The sequence below is a fragment of the Cryobacterium sp. TMT2-10 genome (assembly GCF_004403075.1).
Lineage (GTDB): Bacteria > Actinomycetota > Actinomycetes > Actinomycetales > Microbacteriaceae > Cryobacterium > Cryobacterium shii.
The window spans coordinates 1-18,094 of the sequence record NZ_SOGW01000109.1; the positions used below are offsets into that span (position 1 = coordinate 1).

An 18,094-nucleotide genomic window follows, 5' to 3' on the forward strand; every position below is an offset into this window, starting at 1 on the left:
CAGGTGGGCAGATCTGTTGGCCATGAGTGGGCAGTTTTCATGGCCACCAGCGGGCATTCCTACTGGCCGCCAGTGGGCAGTTCGGATTGGCCATTGACAACCTTCAGGCCCAACGCGAGATCGCTCGTTGCTTGCGGCCACTAGGGCTCACGCATCTGGTCGTGCGCGAATTGACTGGCAGGACCCGGGGGCGACAGCGGAATTCGATAGCGTCAGCACCATGACTATTGACCTCGCCGCAAGCTATCGAATTCGCCTTCGGTCCCTCCAATGGGTGAGTTCTTTCCTGCGACAGCTCAGTCATTCGGCCGATGAAGATGCGGTGACTGTCGCGGCCAACTGGGCCGTGGGAGCTGTCTACGATCTCTCTGAGGCGTATTGGGCTCTTCAGCTGGACAAAATCAAGTCGACCGCGTCTCAGGACGCCCATTTCGAATCGTTTCTCGGCGGTGAAACCGTCGGCGGCTTGTTAGTCGCGCGGGCCAAGATGACGCACGAACTCGTACAGGTGAGCTCAATCAGCTCGCTTCGAAACTTGCCGTACGACTTCGCAAAGTTGACGGACTGGGCTTGGGCTGCACCGGCATGGAAGACAGGCGACCGTCTTGACAAACGCACCGAGTGGTACCGACAACACGTGAGTAGACGACCGCTTTGGGTGCCGATTGAAGCGGCAGAGTGGTGGTTCACCACGAACGGTCCGGAATTCGCCACGGGAGAGGCCGTCATCGCGCCGGAGAGCTGGGTCAAAGGTATCGCCCCCGTGTTTTTCAATGCCGACGAGGTAGGAATAGCCAGGCAACTTCGCAAAACCCGCTAGCGACACCTCAATCAGCGTCGTCGCCGCTCCACGTCTTCCTCAAACACAAGATGTAGTGGTGTCCAAATGACGGAGGCACCATATATAGTATTTACCATCGGGCTACAAAGTCCGGTACAAACCAGAACGGCCCCTCTTGGCGGTCGATCTACCAAGTGGGGCCGAAGACTTCTTGCGGAAGAACTAGAGCCTAGCAAGGCTGGATCGAAGAAAGTCACATGGAGCCTTCGCGCACCGCAAAGGACCAGAAATGGCAACCAGCTTCAACATCACCTGCCCGCACTGCCGCACCACATTCCGCAACCAGGTAATCACCCGGCACGGAGCAATCCGCTGCGGGCACTGCGGCAAGACCATCACGATCTAGTTCGGAGGGGGCGTACCTGAAGCCGGGTACGCCCCCTCCTATATCCGGCTGTTTAGCTTTCACCCCGGGCGAGCGGTGTCAGCTGTTCGCAGTGACTAGGCGGCCAACCTGTAGACGAGGATCCGGTCGGCTGGTTCGCATTTGGGGCACCCTTTGGACTGGCGGCGGTTTTGAGTCGTCTGCTGGTGGTCGTGCCTGTTGAGGATGCACTTCCACCACAGCTTGTGGTCGCTCGGGAACATCTCGTGGGCCTCTTTGCGGTTTAGGTAGGGGTGGAGTTCGAGGGAGAGTACGGGTTCGACGGTGCCGAGGTCGTTGTCGCCGACCCTCAGCTTCCGGCTGCAGCAGTACTTGCAGCCGAGTCCGAGGGTGACCTTGTCGATCCGAGCTTGGTACGGGTGATCCTCGTTGGTCTCGCAGAGCCACCACATTTCTCGACGCTCGCCGTGGGTGACGTGTTCGGCGGTGAGGTAGCCGTTCAAGGTGGGGTGCAGGCGGGCGGCTACCTCAGGGTGGGTTGAGGCGAGGCTGTCCTCAAACAAAATGGTTCGCTCGCGGCCACACACGTTGCAACCGCGCTTTCCGGTGACCAGCTCCCAGGGGCGTGCGGGGAAGATGTGGCCGGCAGTGCACCTCCATTTGGCGAGCAGATTCGATCCGGCACCGAGGGTGGCGGGGGAGCAGTCTTCTGCCCAGCCCTGGGCCCACATTGCTGCGACGGAGGGGTCAGTGGTGACCATGCAGTTCTCCCCGGAGCGGGTGGTTCGGTTGGAGCAGAGGGCGCAGTTGTAGGTCGGGAGGGTTTTCTTTGATGGGCTGACGTCGTGACTGTGGCCTTTTGTGCAGGTCCACGAGTGCTTGGTGCTGGAGTTGTTGGCGACGTCGGCGGCGGTCAGGCCGCCGTTGCGGTACAGGTCGAACTGGGCCGCGGCATGCGTGCTCATCGTTTGGACGTCATTGGTGCCCGGCCGGACTCGGCGGGTAGTGCAGAGGCCGCAGTCAGGGGTGTACATCGTCGGCGTCATCGTGCCTGGCAGCGTCACTGGGGGCAGGAAGTCGAACGTGTGCCCGTTCTCGCACGTGAACGGCCGAGGGACGGTGGTCTCGGGGCCGGTGTAGAGCGCGTTCAGATCAGCGATCGTGAGCATCGCGGTGATGGGGGTGTCGCCGATGATCGCCAGGTAGTTATCGATCGGCTCCAGATCACCGGTGACTGCGGTTAGCCAGCGGGCAGTCGACGGCCGGAGCGGGTAGTCGTGGTGCCAGTCGGGGCGGAAGGGGTCGTCCAGGGTGATCGCGTTTCTCAGGGCAAGGACAGTGGGGCGCAGATAGATCCACAGTGCCCGCGTCACCGCCGGGCGCGCGTTTCCCAGGCTGGCGCTCACGACGCTGTCCAGGTGGGCGTATGCGTCGGCGAAGGCCGGGGTGGTGGCGAAGAATCGTCGGGCGAAGGTGTCAGCAGTGATGGCCTGAATGGTTCTGATCACTGCGGGGAAGACGAGGGGCTCGGCCTGCTCGATGGGCAGGTCGGGGTGGAGGTCCTGGGCGATGGCTTTGGTGGTGAGGAGGTAGAGGCGCACGTCGATGAGGCGTTTGCGTCGCAGCTTCTCGAACACGGCCTGGGCGTGGACGGTCTCGGGGCTGGCGTGGTGCTGGTCGTTGGCGCGGCTCCACAGGCCGATCCAGCGCTCGTGCCGGGCGCAGACGATGTCATCGAAGTGGGGGTTCTGTTCGACGATGGCGCCGTGGGCGCAGTGCGTGCAGGCGAAACGCTTTGGGAGGGTGTCCATGAAGTGTCGGCACGGAGTGAACCCGTCTTTGAGCCATGCGGAGGTGTGTGGGTCCAGGTGCAGGGTGTCGCGTTTCGTGATGGTGGTGAGCGCGCGCATCCATCCGTCGTGCTGGTTCTTTTCGGTGCGGCCGGTCTCGAATGCGCGGGTCAGGGTTGTCCGGTGGGTGTCGTCGCAGAAGTTCGCGGCGAGGAGCCGGGTGCTGTAGCTGTCGAGGGTTTCGCGGTGGAAGGGGCGCACGTCGAACGGGAGAACGCGGATCGGGGCGTTCATGCGCTGGCCAGCCCGGACATCGGGTACTGCAGGGCCTTGCTGCCCTTGCTGAGGGCGGCCATTTTGATTTTGTAGTTCTCTTCGGCGAACTGGTCCAGTTTGACGGTGTTCATTACGGCTTCGGTGAGGCACTCCTGGGTGTATTTGGGGTTGGTGATCAGTTCGATGGTCGCCCCGGTCAGGAGTTTGGCGAGGCTGCCGATGGACCCGGAGGTGCGCAGGTAGAGGTAGTCCCGGAGCAGTCGCAGAGTCCCGATCTCTTGGTGACGGAGGGGGAGCTTCTTTTCGAACGCGGCGATGAGGCCGGACCAGGTTTTCCGGTCTGCGGCGTCGCCGAGGTTGAGGCGTTCCATGTCGAAGATGGTGAAGCGGCCCCGGAGCTGCTGGCCTTTGGCGCCGGAGAGGAGGGCCCCGTTGGCGAGTCCGAAGCCGGCGTAGACGAAGGTGGCGGGGACTTCGTTGTGCAGGTTTTTCAGCACGTCGACGGATTCGCCGAGGCCGACGCTGCGACCGACGAGGTTCTGCAGTTCGTCGACGACGATGAGTTGGGTTCCGGCAGCGATCAGTGCCTGCACGACGCGGCGGCGGATTTCGCCCATGGACTCTCGGCCGGTGACCGGGAGGCCCAGGAACTCGGCGAACGTCTTCATGAGCAGTTTCCCGGTTGAGGCGGCGGGTACTGACACGTACACCACGGGGAGTTGGCCGTGTTCTGCGTAGTCGGGGTACATCCGCGTGTACTGGGAGTGGACGGTGCGCATGAGGGTCTTGGCTGTTTCGGTCTTGCCGACGGTGGAGTCGCCGTTGAGCATGAGGCCGGCGTGGCCGGAATTGCGGCCGACGTTCACGGCGAAGGCCTGCTTGAGGAGCCGGACGGATTCGGTCACGTGCGGGGTGGCGATGACGATTCCCCCGGAGGTGTACACGACCCGGGAACGATCGTAGGAGGCGCGGGCGGTGTCGGTCATCGAGGAGTATTCGGCGTCGTTGAGCATCTCGGGGCGCGGGATGCTCCGGTTCAGGAACGAGGTCAGGCCGTCGCGGTCGTGGAGGGAGGAGGGGCGGTCGGCGGTGTGGAAGAGGAGGGTCATGAGAGGTTTCCTTCGGGGTCGAATTCGGAGAGTTCTTCAGCGTCGTCGTCTTCGTCGAAGTCGGCGGGCATGAGCGCGGGGCGCGCTGGGGTGGGGAGTTGGTGGAGCGGGGTGCCGGCGAGTGTTGCGCCGACGAGGGCGACTTCTGCCCGTTGGGTGAGACGGGTCTCCGCCTCGGTGGGTTCGGTGCTGTCGGGTTGGAACGCGGCGAAGAAGGGGCTGTTTTGGGCGTTCCAGTCGCGGATGGTGCATTCGATGAATGAGCCGTCGGGAGCTTTCGCCCACACCGCGGACGGGTTGTATGGGTCGTAGTGCAGGACCATGGAGTTCTCCCGGCCGCGGAACTGGTGCAGTTCCGCGGAGTCGTAGAAGTGGTTCGCGTGTCGGAGGCCGGTGGAGGTGAGGGCCTTCTTGGTTGACGGCAGCAGCGCGAGGTACTGGTTCCGGCTGAGGGGGATGTCGATCGTGCCGGTGGCTGCCGCGGCGGCGGCAGCCATCTGGTTCGGGGAGAAACGCACGGTGGGATGCAGGGGGTCCTGCAGAGAGGTGTGCGACAGGTTCTGCCACACGTTGAGGACCCAGTCGTGGAAGAGTTCCTGCACGGCGTAGATGTCCAGGAGGTCATCGCGCTTCTCGATGTCTTCGCCGCGAAATTCGACGCCCCGGCCGACGTATCCCGGGAGGTACTGGGTGAACAGCGTGCCGATGGTTTTAAACATGCGTTCCACGATCGATTTACTGGTCGGGGTGCGCGGCGGGGAGAAGATGACCCGCATGTGGAATGCCTCGGCGGCTCGCAGGGTCGGGGTCGATTTGAAGTCCTTGCCGTTGTCGATGACCAGGATGCGCGGGTACACGTAGGGACGGTGGTGCGCGAGTCGGGCCAGGTCGTCACTTCCGAGCAACGTGCAGGTGGGGTTTTGCAGCTGGACCATGTCGCGGAACCGGCTGCGGTCGGGCTGGTTCTGGATCGGGGTCAAGGCCTGGGCGATGAGGCCGACGTGGTCGACGCTCTTCGTCGCGACGAGGCGAAACGAATAGGCGAGGATGCTGCGCGTGGCGACATCGATCATGATCGTCAGCGTGGGCCGTTGCGGCTTTCCGTTGGGGACTTTGACCAGGAGGTCCAACGGGGTGGAGTCCAGCTGGACTTCGGCGCCGGGCAGGACCTGGACGTGTTTGGCGTGGGGCCGGTCGGGGCGGTCTGCCAAGGAGCGGCGAGTCTTGGCGCTGCCGGTGGTGTGCTTGTTTCTTGTGTAGTTCTCGATCAGCCGGTACATGGTTCGCTGCGACGGCAGCTGCGGCGCGTCGGCGCCGTACTGGAGGGTGAGCTCGGCCCGGGTCAGGTGGATCAGCCGCTGGTTTGTTCCCGTTGATTCACCGCGTTGGGCGGCGATGACGTCACAGAGAGCTTCGATGACTTGCCTGCGATCCTGACTTGCGGAGTGTTTACCCGTCAGGGCGCGGCCGTCGATGAGGGCTGTTTCGCCGGCCTTTTTGAATGCGGACAGCTTGGACATCAGTGTTGAGCGGGCCATCTTCAACTCGGTCGCTTCGAGCTCGAGGAGTTTGGACTGGACCCGCTGCTCCTGCGTGGTGGTTTCCGGGTCGAACTGGGCCCGCGGCTTGCTGACGTTGGGATTCTCGCCAGTGGTGATTTCGCGCAGGTGATCGGACAGGGTGAGCGTGCGTCGCTGTTGCGTGTCGGAGAGCGATCCGAGGAGCCGTCCGTCGGCGATCGGGGCTGGTTCCAGGCCCACGACGCGTTGGGATAGTTCGGCCAGGTGCATGGTGACGTACTGGCCCGTGGCGGTGGAGCGCATTTTGACCAGGCCGGCGCTCTGTTGGATGAAGGCGTATTGGCCGTCGTCGAGTTCGATGGGGACGGTGATGTCAAGCGTGGGCATGGGGGCTCCGTTCAATGAGGGTGGTGCCGTCTATTCGTTGGGCCAGATCGGTGTGTACTACGCGAAGCCACAGGAGGTGGAAGAGTGCGGAACGGCCTGAGGCGAGTGAGTCTGGCGACAGAATCTGGGCCGCGTCGTCGAATCGCGTTGGCCCGGTGAGATCCGCGAGCAGACGGGTTGTGGCGTCGTCTCCGGGGCTGAATAGGGGATGGGTGAAGTTGCTGAGCCAGGTCAGGTTGGCCTGCACCTGCTCGGGGAGGCCGGCGAGGACCTGGTAACCCCAACCCACGGCCGCGCACACGGCCTGCGTTTTCGCGAACTGCTCGAGTGCTTTCGAGGTGATCTTCGAGGCGGGTTTGATGTCGTAGACGACCTGGCGATTGTTGGCGTGCAGTGCCATCAGGTCGGGGACGTGCCGGCCGCCGTCAGCGAAGACCATCTCCATCGGCTGAGCGGCGATCGCCGTGATCGACTCGACGTGGTCGAGGTACATCATCATGTTTGCCTCGTTCAGCGACTCGTGCCAGACATGAGACTGCGTCTGGGAGAAGTAGTACAGCCCGTAGTAGTTCCGCTGTCGCGGATACGACGTCGGCTTGCGAAACGGTTCGGCGAGGTAGAGATGCCGGCCCAGCAGGCTCCGGTCGGCCGGCGCCTCCCGCGTCGTCTTCGGGGTGGGTTTCCACCGCACCAGGGCGTTGCCGCTGAATCGCAGCGACTCGTCAACGATCAGTTTCATCAGGTCTTTGTTCATGAAACTTAGGTGTGCGGCAGGAAATCTGGGCTAAGGCAAAAACGCCGAGAAAGTGTATTAACAGCCGAGAAATATGCTTATATGCCGAGAATGCGCTGCATTTTCGGGTAGTTTTGGGGTCATGACCGCGCCCCGTTACGAACCTCGTGCTTCCTGTGCTGAACCGGACAGTTTCGGAAAGGCGAGGGAGGTGGTCTGGATTCCGCCGACGGACGAGCGCTCTGCCGCGTTGGGTCGAGCTGCTCGACTGCAGCACATGTATGCGGTTCGGATTCGTGCACGGGCGAGGGCGATCACGAAGGGGACAGTGCTGCCCAGCCCGAGTGGTCCACTCGCGGCTCGCCCCGGGGCGGATCTGAAAGCTCCGCTGAAGACGCTCGCGATGAAATCGGGGACGAGTTATGCCCGGCTGTTGCGGTGCCTGCGGGGTGAAGTGGTGATGCGCCTGGATGACATTGCGTGGGCAGATTTCGTGCTGGGGGAAATCAGCGAACAGCAGCAGCGTGCACCAGCGGCAGTCGATCAGCCCGGGCAGCGCCGTGGTCCGTCTGGGCTGTAGCGACTGGTACCGAACGGCCCGCCCCCACCGTGCGGCCACTTCGTCGGACGCGCGCAAGGCGCCCTCAGTCAGACACCGCATCGCCCACTCCCGGGAGCTCATCCCGGCTGATAGCTTCGATCGCGGCCACCGTTGAAGTGCTGGCCCAGTAGAACTCGATGTCGTCGTCCCAGCCATCGGTGAGCATGGTCCACCGTCCGCGGTGACCGACTTTGAGGGTGTCGATTGTGCGCAAGGGCCGGGGCCGGTCGTTGATCGTCGGGGGCGCATTGACGCCGGGGACACGCGTCACCGTGCCGAGGTCCAGGTCAAAGAAATGCGTGCTGTCCCGCGTGGTGACCCGCCACGCGCCACCTTCATCTCCACGGAGTTCGCTCACGTGGATTGGTTCAACTGCCGGGTCGGCCATCATCAGTCCTTTCTGGTTCGTGGGTGTCCGGCACGGCGGGGGCACCGTTCCGGTAGAGGAACTCCAGGCCGAGGGTGGCGGTATCCAGGATCGCCAGGTTCACCCGGTTCGTGCCGTTCATGTCGAGCACGACGACGCGGGTGGGGTAAGCGGCCCCGGGCACGGTCAGCACCTGGTCGTGGAAGCGGTGGTAGTGGCCTCCGAGGGTCAGCCGGGGGCGGGTTTGCAAGACGGCCCGGCGAAACATCACCCGACTTTCCGTTGCGTACCTGATGTCGTCCGTCGAGAAGCCCAGTTCCCGGGCGCGCTGTTCCAGATCGGGCTCGTCCATCAGCGGCGCTTCATGTCCGACTAGAACATCTGCGCGTTCGCTGCCCAGGCGCCGCAGATCCGCTTCAGTGATCTGTTCCTCGGGCCACCACGAAATGCCCTCCTTCCGGAGTTCGCGGTCGATGCTATTGGCGCCGCCGAGGATGGCCAGGGTGAACTCGCCGATTTGGGCGCGGTATCCGCGGGGAAGGTGAGCGACGTTGTTGGCGATCCATCTCAGGCCGTCCGGGTCGACCGGATATGCCGCGAGTTTGGGGTGCCAGTCGTGATTGCCGTCCAGGAAGAACATGGTCATCTGATGCCGGGCCAGGGCGCGCGAGATCTTGTTGAGGTCGATCCGCCAATTCCTGCCAGGCCACAGGATGCCCCAATCACCCAACTGCACGACGACGTGCACGCCGCGGTCCGCGAAAGCCCGGAAAGCCTGCAGGGCGTGCTCGATGTCCCCGTGGAGGTCTCCCATGATTCCGATCCGGGTCGATTGCGACAGCATCTGCACGTCGTAGGACGGTGACGAGGAAAAGGGGGCCGGGCGGTGCGTTTGACGGTGTGGCTTCAGATCGCTGCGCGGGTCGTCAGCCGGAGGACTCTGCTTGCCGGTGCTCATGGTTCGAACCTGATCTGCGGGATGGCGCCGTAGTTGATGTAGCCGCCGACGAATCGCACGGATTCGATCTCGGCGGCGCTGAGCTCCCGCGCGGGACGCACCGGCTCGATGGTCACAAGGGGGGAGCTGACATAGCGGCCAGTGACCTGGCTGGCGGACACGAGGGTCAGGGGGCTGCCGATCTCGACCGGACCGATCCCGGAAAAGCTCAACCACTCGTGGTCACCGGGAAGCTGGCGAGCCGCCGGGCCCGGGGCCCGCCGGTAGGCGCGCAGATCGCCGTCGATGAGAAGGACCGAGCCGTGCTCTGTGGTCAGCCGGGTGACGCCCGACGAGCCGGGCACCCCATCGGACGGCGCTTGTCTGCGGATCATGCTTCACCCCGGTCGCTGTCGAGAACGGGGGTAATGCGCTCGATCGCAGTCACCGGCGTGCTGCGGCGCGTCGTCGCATCCACACCCGGAACGGCCAGGTCAATGAGCAGCTGCATGGAACGGCCGACCGAGCACTCCACAACCCTCAGCAAACGGACGGTGGAACGATCACGGCGCAGACTGTGGACCCGCGCGGGATGATCCGCCGCTGGAATTCGGCACATCTCGTGTCGGTCGAGATCAAGCCAGTAGGTTGAGCCGGACCGGGTTCGGATCCTGAACTGCCCGGTGACCTGGTCCATCAGGGTACTCATCGAGACCATGAGCCAACCTCCGTGCAGCTGCGCAGCCGGACTGGGCGGGCAGGACCTGACTTGTCGACGGTCGGTGTCGTAGCCACGGGCCAGCGCACCCAATCCGATCTCGGAAGGCCCTGTGCAGTCACGCCTTGATCGCGCATTCGCGAACCTCCCGTGTCGCTCGACTGCTCGAGTGAACGGTCGGTACAGGGACGCTAGCCGGGGATTCCGGTCATGCGGGTCCGTGCAGGAATGCACCTTCCGACACATCGCGGGAGCTGTCCCGCGCATGACCTTTCCGACCCGCACGCCTTGCGGGTCGGAAAGGGACCCATGCCCGCACCGACCCCCGTAGAGCTCCTGCACGCCGACTACGCGCAGCTTCACCACCAGCCTCCCTCGACCCTCACTGCGGATCAGAGACGATCGCTGACCTTCTACAACGGTGAAATGGAATCCCGCAGCGCCGGTGAGATCCCCGACAGCGTCCCTCGAGACGTCGCCAACTGGATCCGCAACGTGTTCGCCCTGGAGGCCTTTGTTCGCTGTCAAGGCCGCATGCCCCGCGAAAACCGCCGCCTCCCAGAGGGCGCGATCTCCGCCGTGGAAAAACAGCGCGCTAACAGTGTCCGCGCGCAGCGCCGCGCATTCATCGCCGGGCGCCTCTGCACCTACCAAGTTCGGCGGCTGCTCTGCGTCCCCGGGTTCAGTTTCCATCCGCTGGAGGACGTCTGGCAGGCGAGCTGCGCTGCGTATGGTGACTTCACCGCCACACATGGGGACGCGCCGAAATTTCGCAGCACAGACCCGTCCGAACGGGCCCTCGCCGGGTGGGCCGCGAAAATGCGCTTGGCCCACCGGGCCGGCACTCTCTCCACAGACAGGGTCGAGATCCTGACGGGTCTGGACTTCTGGACCTGGGGTGCCCCGTCCAAGCAGCGATGAGTTCCCGTGCCGGAATACAGTTCCGACTGCTCTCCACCGGCCGACGGTGACCCGGTGCAGGATCAGACTATGACGAATAATCTTAACGGCGACGGGCGCGCCGCGAGCGGGTCACAGCACCGTTCGGACGAGACTCGCTCGGCCGGAGCGGCGGCGCCTTCGCCGCAGCTCGCTCGGGCCATACGTGCAACGGCAGAGGCGTGGCGGCGGTTCGAGGAAGAGTTCGGTCTCCTGACCAACGGTGAAGTTATCGAGATGCTGGGTGTCACCTCAGCTGGTCCGAGCTGGGTGGCTGCGCAACGCAAGGCCCGCAAGATCATCGGCGTGCGCCGGGGGAACTCCTACCTATACCCGGGCTTCCAATTCGACCACGAGACGGTCCTGCCCGTGATCGCGCCGTTGCTCGAGTTGGCACACGCCAACGGGTGGTCGAGCGACGATCTGACACTGTGGATGTTCGGCCCCAGCACATCGTTCGTTCAGGAGGATCGGCCGGTCGATCACCTGCTGGAGCCCGAGGCGGTCCTGGCCGCCGCGACGCTGACCATGGAAGCCTTGTGGTGACCAGCAGCGACCCGCCTCACCGGGCGGAGGAGCCCACGGGTTCCGCGCCCGAGGCGACTACGTCGAGAACCCAAAGCTGGGACGTCGCTCTTCGGCAGCGGGAACACACACTCAAGTCACGTGGGAGTCGACCGTTGGACCTTTCCGCGACGGCGCGAGCCTGATGCAACTGCTCGACATATCGACGGAGGAATTGGATAGGGCGTCGAATGCCGGCGAGTTTTCAGTTCAACGCCTCAGCAGAGCTCTTGACGGGGCTCCGCGAGGTGTTGGCCGTGTTGGACCCGGGGCTGGATAATCCGTGGGGCGACGCCCTGTGGCTCACCGCGGCCATCCGGCGATTCGTGGGTCGTTCCGCCGCGAAGCTGATGCGAATCGGGGAACTTAGACCTGTCCTCAATGCGGCGCGACAGGATCGGGCGACGTGGGATCGATAGACCGCACGGGGCCCGTCACTCGGGGCGGCAACTGACCACCGGATCGGCGACCAGCATGCTGGCGCCCAGCGTCGAGCGAAAACGCGGACTGAGCGCACCCCCCTGCCAACCCTGCCTGGGTCGAGGCTGTCTGCCGGACCGGATGTACGAGGGTGGGACGGTCCGAGTCGTGTTTTTCGTACTTTTGGGCCGGGGCCGGGGCCGGGGCCGGGTTCGGGTGTGTTGCGGGACCGGATGTACGAGGGTGGGGCCTTCCGGTCGTGTTTTTCGTACTTTTGGTCCGGGGTCGGGGTGTGTGGCCGGACCGGACGTACGAGGGCGGGGCTTTCCGGCCCCTCTTCTTCGTACATTTGGTCCGGTCTCCCGTCCCGGCAAGACCAGAAGTACGATCTACAGCGTTCCGGGTCGGGTTTTTCGTACCTTTGGTCCGGGGTCGGGGTGTGTGGCTGGATCGGATGTACGAGGGCGGGGCTTTCCGGGTCATGCTCTTCGTACTTTTGGTCCGGTTTTGAGGTGGTGTGGCCGGACTGGATGGACGAAGGGTGTGCCTTCCTGGCCTTGTTCTTCGTACATTTGGTCCTGGCTCCCGTCTCGGCGGGACCTTTACGACGACTATCGGGTGTCGTCGGCGGACGGCGTCGTCCATCTGGTCCTGCCCACCGTCGGCAGATCCAGCGGCGACGTCAGGGTCGGGGAGAGAAACAGCGCGGGTCAGCGTGCGGGCGGAGGCACGCTCCGCGGTAAGGTCCCGAACCCCGGCCGGGGTCCTTGACGTAATACAACGTTACCGGCGCGCCAGCGGTCCGCGGCGCCGACCACAGCGGTTCACTCCCATGAATCCGAGTCCGTTTCGGCGCCCGTGGTGGAGTGCGAGAACCGGACCTCGAGCGCGCCCGAGGCTGGCGACCCCGGAGCGTGCGGCGGCTGCTGACCGCCGGGTTCGGGCAGTTCCAGCGCCGCCGTCGCGTCGCGGGCGGCCCGACGGGCGTCGGCGTCGACCGTCCATCTGGATGACGGGGAATCGCCATCTGTCCCTGCCCGGGATCGCGCCTTGACCGGCGAGCAGCAGAGATCCATTCAGCTCGCGTCGATGAAAACATATTCACACTTGACAACACTGCCCACCATCTGTCATTGTGAATGTATTCACACCAGCAAGTTCGGAGAGGGGCTTAACATGATCCACAGCCAGAAGCAGAACCCGCCGCAGCGCACGCTGCACGTGATCGACATCGAGAATCAACTCGGCACGCCCCGGGTCACTGCGGACGAAATCGCCGAATGGTTCCGTGAATACGCGTCCCGGGTTGCGATCGGGCCGCTCGACCACATCGTGATCGCCGTCGGGACTGTCGACGGCCTGGTCGAGTTGACCACGATCAACTGCCGCCGGCTCGTGAAACTGGGGGTCAACGGTGCAGACCTCGCCCTCCTGAACGTCCTCACCGAGGAGAACGTTGCCCGTCGGTTCAATCGGGTCAACCTCGCCTCGGGTGACGCGATCTTCACCCCGGCCGTTGCCGAACTCGCCGGTGCCGGAGTCATCGTCACCGTGATCTCCCGCCCGCAAAGCCTGGCGGCGCGACTGCGTATGGCAGCCACCGCCACTATTACTTTTGAACTCACCGCTCAGTACAAGGAAGCAGCATGATGACCAACGCCCCCGTTGAGCCCACGATCGGACCCGCGGAAGTCGCCCGCCTCGCCGGCGTGAGCGCCTCCACCGTCAGCAACTGGCGGGCCCGTGATCTCGGCTTCCCCGAACCGGTCACCGCGAACACGTCCAGGCCTCTCTTTCGCCTCGCCGACGTCGAGGACTGGCTGACCCTGCACGCCCCGGGCAAGTCCAGGACGCGGTCAGACCGGCCCGCCTACGTACTTGTGAACATGCTGCGCGGTCGTATCAGTGCTGACAATTACGTCGATGTCGTTCTCCCGGTGCTGTGCGCAGTGAAAGTGCTGCGAGACGAGAGCCCGGGCCGGGCAGCCAGCCTGCGCTCCCTCTCCTCGTCACTCGATGAGGTGACCACTCTGCTGACCAGCCACGGGCGCTTCCTCGGACAGGCCTTTGCGAACGCACTCGACATACTCGGCCCGTCCGCCGCCGACGTGATGGATGCTCTCGCGGCAGAGGTCAAACCCGGTGACGACCTGGCTGCCGTCGCCGAAGACCTCCTGGCGCTCTCCACGGAGAGCACGCGGCACAACGTCAACGTTCACTCCACCGGGCCCCAGCTCGCCCGACTGATCGCGGGGCTGGTCCCCGACGAAGCCCGTGACGTGGCGGATCTCGCGTGCGGTGCGGGGGACGTCCTGCGGACAATCGCGGAGGCGCATCCCGAAATCCACCTGATCGGACGCGACATTTCGGACGACGCATTGCAGTTGGTGGCCTGCCGTTTCTTCCTGGAGCGGATCTCGGCGGACCTCGAACACAGCGATCTGCTGCATCCGACGAATGGCTCCTATAACGCCGTGGTGATCGATGGCCCCCTCGGCCTACGACTGGATGAGAGTGAACTCGCTGCGGTGATACCGCTTCCCTTTGGGCATTCCAAGGCCAATCGAGGCGAGACCGTGTGGGCGCAGCTCGCTTTCCGGGCGACCAACTCTGGCGGCACGGCAATCGTGCTCACCACGGAGAAGTCTCTCGCCGCGCAACGGAACGCGCCCGACGTGTTCAGGGAGATGCTCTTCGCAGGAGTGGTCGAAGCGGTCATCAGTCTCCCAGCACGAGCCCTACAGCGAACATCGATCCCCACCCAGATCCTCGTGCTCCGAAACCGCATCGATCTGGACGCCACCGAGCCCGTGCTGATGATCGACCTGGCCGAGGTCGACGGTCGCCGCGGCCTAGCCCCTAGCCAGGTTGATGACATGAACATCATCGTTCGGAATTGGCGCGAGGACCGGTTGGTTCTGAACTCGAACGCAGTGGCCGTGCCGGTGCGTGAACTCGCCGAACTCGGTGCGCCGCGGACCCCACGGGCATGGCTCATCGCGAAACGCCCGGTCGACCTCGGTGGCCTCCGGATCTCCCTCGCAACGGCGGAATCAGCCTTCGCCACTGCTCAAGCAGAAATATCCACACTCCGGCATGCGCCGATTCAACTTGTCGAACGCGAACACCCAGCTGAACTGCACCCGCTCGACTCACTCCTTGAGGTCGTCCGATCGTTCTTGACCAGCACCTCCGAAGGCGAAGGCCACCCGGTACGCATGATCACACCGAAATCCGTACGCACGGGGGAGATCGCGGAACGTAACGTCAAGACGCTGCCGAGCGAGTCCAGCGACCTGCGCACGAAATCCGGTGACGTCGCGGTCGCTGTCGTTGGATCTGAGATCGTCACCCGCGTACTGACCGAAGCCGGACTGGTCGTTGACAGCAACGTCCAGCTCGTCCGCGATCCAGCCGGCCGATTCGACCCGCACGTCCTCGCCCAACTGCTTCGCACGGAATCCAATCAGGCTCTGGTTAGCGACGGCGTCATCACCCGAGTCGAAGCCGGAAAACTGCGGGTTCCCTTGCTCCCTCTGGACGAACAGGCCCGTCTGTCGGCTGTGATCAGACAACTGGCCGATGCCAATCAGATTGCCGCTCAGCTGGCTCAGGCGAGCGAGGATGGCGCGCGCGCGCTCCGCGAGGCAATCATGTCCGGCAGGCTAGCGGCGGGGGACTCGAATGAGTGACGTGCGGGTCCAGGTGGCCGCCGACCCGACGTCGGCGGCCGCCGATACTCTGCAAGACTCGACAGCGTCGCCGTCGAGCAACACCGGCCGGACACACAACACACGTTTCAGTAAGAGGAGCACCGCACAGTGGTAACTGGGGAACTGAAGTCACAGATCGACAAGGTCTGGAAGGCATTCTGGACCGGCGGCATCGCCAACCCGGTCGAGATTATCGAGCAGATCACCTACCTGCTCTTCATCAAGCGGCTCGACGAGCTGCACACCAAGGAAGAAAACAAGGCCAACCGCCTGGGCGTCGCCATCGAGAACCGCGTGTTCCCGGAGGGTGACGATGACGCAGCCCGCACACCCCGCCCTTACAACGACCTGCGCTGGTCAGTCTTCGCCAACCGCGACTCCACCGAAATGTTTGAAATCCTGGGCCAGCACGTCTTCCCGTTCCTGCAGCAACTCGGCAAGGCAGGCTCGAGCTACGCCCGCAACATGAAGGACGCCCGCTTCACTATTCCTACGGCGGCCCTTCTGGTGAAGGTTGTTGATCTTCTAAACGACATCCCCATGGACGACCGTGATACGAAGGGCGACGTCTACGAGTACATGTTGTCCCAACTGGCGACCGCCGGCACGAATGGCCAGTTCCGCACTCCGCGCCACATCATCAAGCTCATGGTCGACATGTCCGCGCCCACCCCCGATGACACCATCATCGACCCCGCCGCCGGCACCGCCGGATTCCTGATGATGGCCGGCGAATACCTGCACGATCACCACCCGGAAATCTGGGCGGACAAAGCCCAGCGCGACCACTACAACCAGGAGGCGTTCACCGGCTACGACTCCGACGCCGCCATGGCCCGCATTGGCAGCATGAACCTGCTACTCCATGGTGTCGAGAATCCCACCATGGAGCGTGCAGACTCGCTGGCCGAGACGCACCCCAAGACAGAGTCCTATAGTCTCGTCCTCGCCAACCCGCCCTTCGCCGGCAGCCTCGACTACGAAACCACCGCCAAGGATCTGCTTCAGGTCGTCAAGACCAAGAAAACTGAACTCCTCTTCCTCGCCCTCACCCTGCGGCTTCTAAAGAACGGCGGCCGTGCTGCCGTAATCGTGCCTGACGGAGTGCTTTCGGGCTCCACGAATGCACATAGGGAACTGCGCCGCATGATCGTCGAGGACCAAAAACTCGACGCCGTGGTGAAGCTCCCAAGCGGAGTTTTTCGGCCCTACACCGGTGTCTCTACAGCAATCTTGTTTTTCACTAAGACCAGTTCTGGAGGAACCCAAAGCGTCTGGTTTTACGATGTTCAAGCCGATGGCTTCTCTCTCGACGACAAGCGCACCGAGCTCGATCCGACTGTGTACGAACAGGACAATCTGGCCGATGTCCTACTCCGGTGGAAGACCTTAACCAGTGACCCGGCGATCGAAGGCGATCGCCCCCGAACGGCCCAGTCTTTCCTCGTGACGAAGGCCGAGATTGCGAGCCAGGGCTACGACCTCTCCCTCAATCGCTACAAAGAAGTCCAGCAGGATGTTGTTCTTCACCGTTCTCCATCGGAGATCCTTGGCGACATTTCCGCGCTCGAAGTTGACATTGCTGCGGGTCTGGGTGTCCTGCGCCATTCACTGGGTGTCGGGGAATGACCTTCGCCAGGGCACGCGTGGGCGACATCGCTCAAATCAATCCGCGTCTTGCTTACGACGTTGCGGACATCGACTCCGTTTCATTTCTCGGAATGGCCGACGTCTCCGAGCTCGGATGGACAAACTCAGGGATCAGTCGTCCTTACTCTGAGGTCAAGAGGGGATATACGACTTTCATCAACGGCGATCTGCTAGTCGCAAAAATCACACCCTGTTTCGAGAACGGAAAGATTGCGCAAGCTGTCCTTGACCACGAGACTGGCGTCGGATCCACTGAGTTTCACGTAATTCGACCGGATTCCGACCTTGTCGATAGTCGGTACTTACTTCATGTATTACGTTCGCCGGCGGTCCGAAGGGCCGGCGAGGCGCGTATGACCGGTAGTGCAGGCCAGAAGAGAGTTCCTGCCTCATACTTCGGGTCGCTTGAAATTCCACTCCCACCCGTCCCCGAGCAGCGCCGCATCGCGGCCGTCCTCGACCAGGCCGACAACCTACGAGAAAAGCGCCGTCGCGCCCTGGCTCTGCTTGATGAGCTTGCAGATTCGCTTTTTCTTGAATGTGCTTCTACACCAGGTACGCCCTTGTCGCTGAAGGATTGCGGCGTGTGGTTCTCCTCAGGTAAAAGCGTCGTGGGACTTGGAACGAGCGAGCATTCCTCTAACCGGGTCTTGAAGGTCAACGCGGTCTCTACCGGACACTTCGTTCCGGCAGCGTCTAAGTCGCTCCCGTTGAGCTACAGTCCGCCACCATCCCATCGAGTGTGCGACGGGGACCTCCTGTTCACGCGGGCTAGCGGAAGCATTGATCTCATTGGAGTGTCGGTTTTCGCCCTAAAAACACCGGATGGTATGTATCTTCCGGACAAATTGTGGCGGGTCGAGTTAAGTGCGGGAAGTCTTGTGAGCAAGCCTTTTCTCCACGCGCTGTTCAGGCAGACTGACTTCAGAAGCTTTGTGGAGACTGAAGCGAGTGGCTCGAGCGGGGTAAGGAATATCTCCCAATCCAATGTTGCCCGTTTCAGAAGTTCGATCCCGAGTCGAGACGCTCAACGACTCTTCACAAGGCGAACTGAGGAAATTGACGGAGCTCGCGACAGTATGGCGCGAGAACTAGACGCGCTCGATGGGCTCTTCGCTTCTCTGCAAGACCGCGCTTGCCTAGGCGAACTTTAGACTTCCAATCGCCTTTCTGACCGGTCGTTGAGTTTGTGGGCCTGGCTCAA

Annotated in this window: 16 protein-coding genes; 8 read left to right on the forward strand and 8 right to left on the reverse strand. The window is 63.3% G+C overall.

All coding sequences use genetic code 11. The annotated features are described in order from the left end of the window. Positions 1-220 precede the first annotated feature (220 nt). Together E3T37_RS13380 and E3T37_RS13385 are read left to right on the forward strand one after the other, a co-directional pair. On the forward strand, positions 221-820 hold the full coding sequence (locus E3T37_RS13380) for a hypothetical protein (protein ID WP_134367597.1): 600 nt from the start codon (positions 221-223) through the stop codon (positions 818-820). 250 nt (positions 821-1,070) lie between these two features. Then, positions 1,071-1,187: an MJ0042-type zinc finger domain-containing protein gene (locus E3T37_RS13385; RefSeq protein ID WP_134367599.1), complete on the forward strand. Its 117-nt coding sequence runs from the start codon at positions 1,071-1,073 to the stop codon at positions 1,185-1,187. A 95-nt stretch (positions 1,188-1,282) separates the two neighbouring features. On the opposite strand, the gene E3T37_RS13390 is transcribed toward E3T37_RS13385, so the two are convergent. From E3T37_RS13390 to E3T37_RS13425, 8 genes are all read right to left on the reverse strand, one after another. Then, a complete protein-coding gene (locus E3T37_RS13390; RefSeq protein WP_134367600.1) occupies positions 1,283-3,250 on the reverse strand; it encodes a zinc-ribbon domain-containing protein in 1,968 nt (655 codons plus the stop codon). Continuing rightward, positions 3,247-4,341, reverse strand: a complete 1,095-nt coding sequence (locus E3T37_RS13395) for an ATP-binding protein (protein WP_134367602.1) — start codon at positions 4,339-4,341, stop codon at positions 3,247-3,249. The genes E3T37_RS13390 and E3T37_RS13395 overlap by 4 nt, the downstream gene beginning before the upstream one ends. Further along, complete coding sequence (locus E3T37_RS13400) at positions 4,338-6,248, reverse strand: Mu transposase C-terminal domain-containing protein (protein ID WP_134367604.1); 1,911 nt, start codon at positions 6,246-6,248, stop codon at positions 4,338-4,340. The genes E3T37_RS13395 and E3T37_RS13400 overlap by 4 nt, the downstream gene beginning before the upstream one ends. After that, a complete protein-coding gene (locus tag E3T37_RS13405; protein WP_166806111.1) occupies positions 6,235-6,987 on the reverse strand; it encodes a TnsA-like heteromeric transposase endonuclease subunit in 753 nt (250 codons plus the stop codon). The genes E3T37_RS13400 and E3T37_RS13405 overlap by 14 nt, the downstream gene beginning before the upstream one ends. A 638-nt stretch (positions 6,988-7,625) precedes the next feature. Beyond that, positions 7,626-7,970, reverse strand: coding sequence for a hypothetical protein (locus tag E3T37_RS13410; RefSeq protein ID WP_206750642.1), 345 nt, complete (start codon positions 7,968-7,970; stop codon positions 7,626-7,628). Continuing rightward, entirely contained in the window at positions 7,951-8,793 is an 843-nt protein-coding gene (locus tag E3T37_RS13415; protein ID WP_166806112.1) for a metallophosphoesterase, read from the reverse strand. The genes E3T37_RS13410 and E3T37_RS13415 overlap by 20 nt, the downstream gene beginning before the upstream one ends. Before the next feature lie 110 nt (positions 8,794-8,903). Further along, positions 8,904-9,281: a hypothetical protein gene (locus E3T37_RS13420; protein WP_134367611.1), complete on the reverse strand. Its 378-nt coding sequence runs from the start codon at positions 9,279-9,281 to the stop codon at positions 8,904-8,906. Further along, positions 9,278-9,583, reverse strand: coding sequence for a hypothetical protein (locus tag E3T37_RS13425; RefSeq protein ID WP_134367613.1), 306 nt, complete (start codon positions 9,581-9,583; stop codon positions 9,278-9,280). Before E3T37_RS13425 ends, E3T37_RS13420 begins: the two co-directional genes overlap by 4 nt. Before the next feature lie 330 nt (positions 9,584-9,913). Between E3T37_RS13425 and E3T37_RS13430 the strand changes: the two genes are divergently transcribed. The 6 genes from E3T37_RS13430 (at position 9,914) to E3T37_RS13455 (ending at position 18,044) form a co-directional block, all read left to right on the forward strand. Beyond that, on the forward strand, positions 9,914-10,525 hold the full coding sequence (locus E3T37_RS13430) for a helicase associated domain-containing protein (RefSeq protein WP_166806113.1): 612 nt from the start codon (positions 9,914-9,916) through the stop codon (positions 10,523-10,525). A gap of 6 nt (positions 10,526-10,531) precedes the next feature. After that, positions 10,532-11,089 carry a hypothetical protein gene (locus E3T37_RS13435; RefSeq protein WP_134367617.1) on the forward strand — a complete coding sequence of 186 codons (558 nt, stop codon included), beginning with the start codon at positions 10,532-10,534 and terminating at the stop codon, positions 11,087-11,089. A 1,488-nt stretch (positions 11,090-12,577) separates the two neighbouring features. Then, a complete protein-coding gene (locus E3T37_RS13440; RefSeq protein WP_134367619.1) occupies positions 12,578-13,177 on the forward strand; it encodes an NYN domain-containing protein in 600 nt (199 codons plus the stop codon). Then, positions 13,174-15,219 carry an N-6 DNA methylase gene (locus E3T37_RS13445; protein WP_134367621.1) on the forward strand — a complete coding sequence of 682 codons (2,046 nt, stop codon included), beginning with the start codon at positions 13,174-13,176 and terminating at the stop codon, positions 15,217-15,219. The genes E3T37_RS13440 and E3T37_RS13445 overlap by 4 nt, the downstream gene beginning before the upstream one ends. Before the next feature lie 129 nt (positions 15,220-15,348). Further along, positions 15,349-16,869 carry a class I SAM-dependent DNA methyltransferase gene (locus E3T37_RS13450; RefSeq protein ID WP_134367623.1) on the forward strand — a complete coding sequence of 507 codons (1,521 nt, stop codon included), beginning with the start codon at positions 15,349-15,351 and terminating at the stop codon, positions 16,867-16,869. Continuing rightward, on the forward strand, positions 16,866-18,044 hold the full coding sequence (locus E3T37_RS13455; protein ID WP_134367625.1) for a restriction endonuclease subunit S: 1,179 nt from the start codon (positions 16,866-16,868) through the stop codon (positions 18,042-18,044). The genes E3T37_RS13450 and E3T37_RS13455 overlap by 4 nt, the downstream gene beginning before the upstream one ends. Positions 18,045-18,094 lie beyond the last annotated feature (50 nt).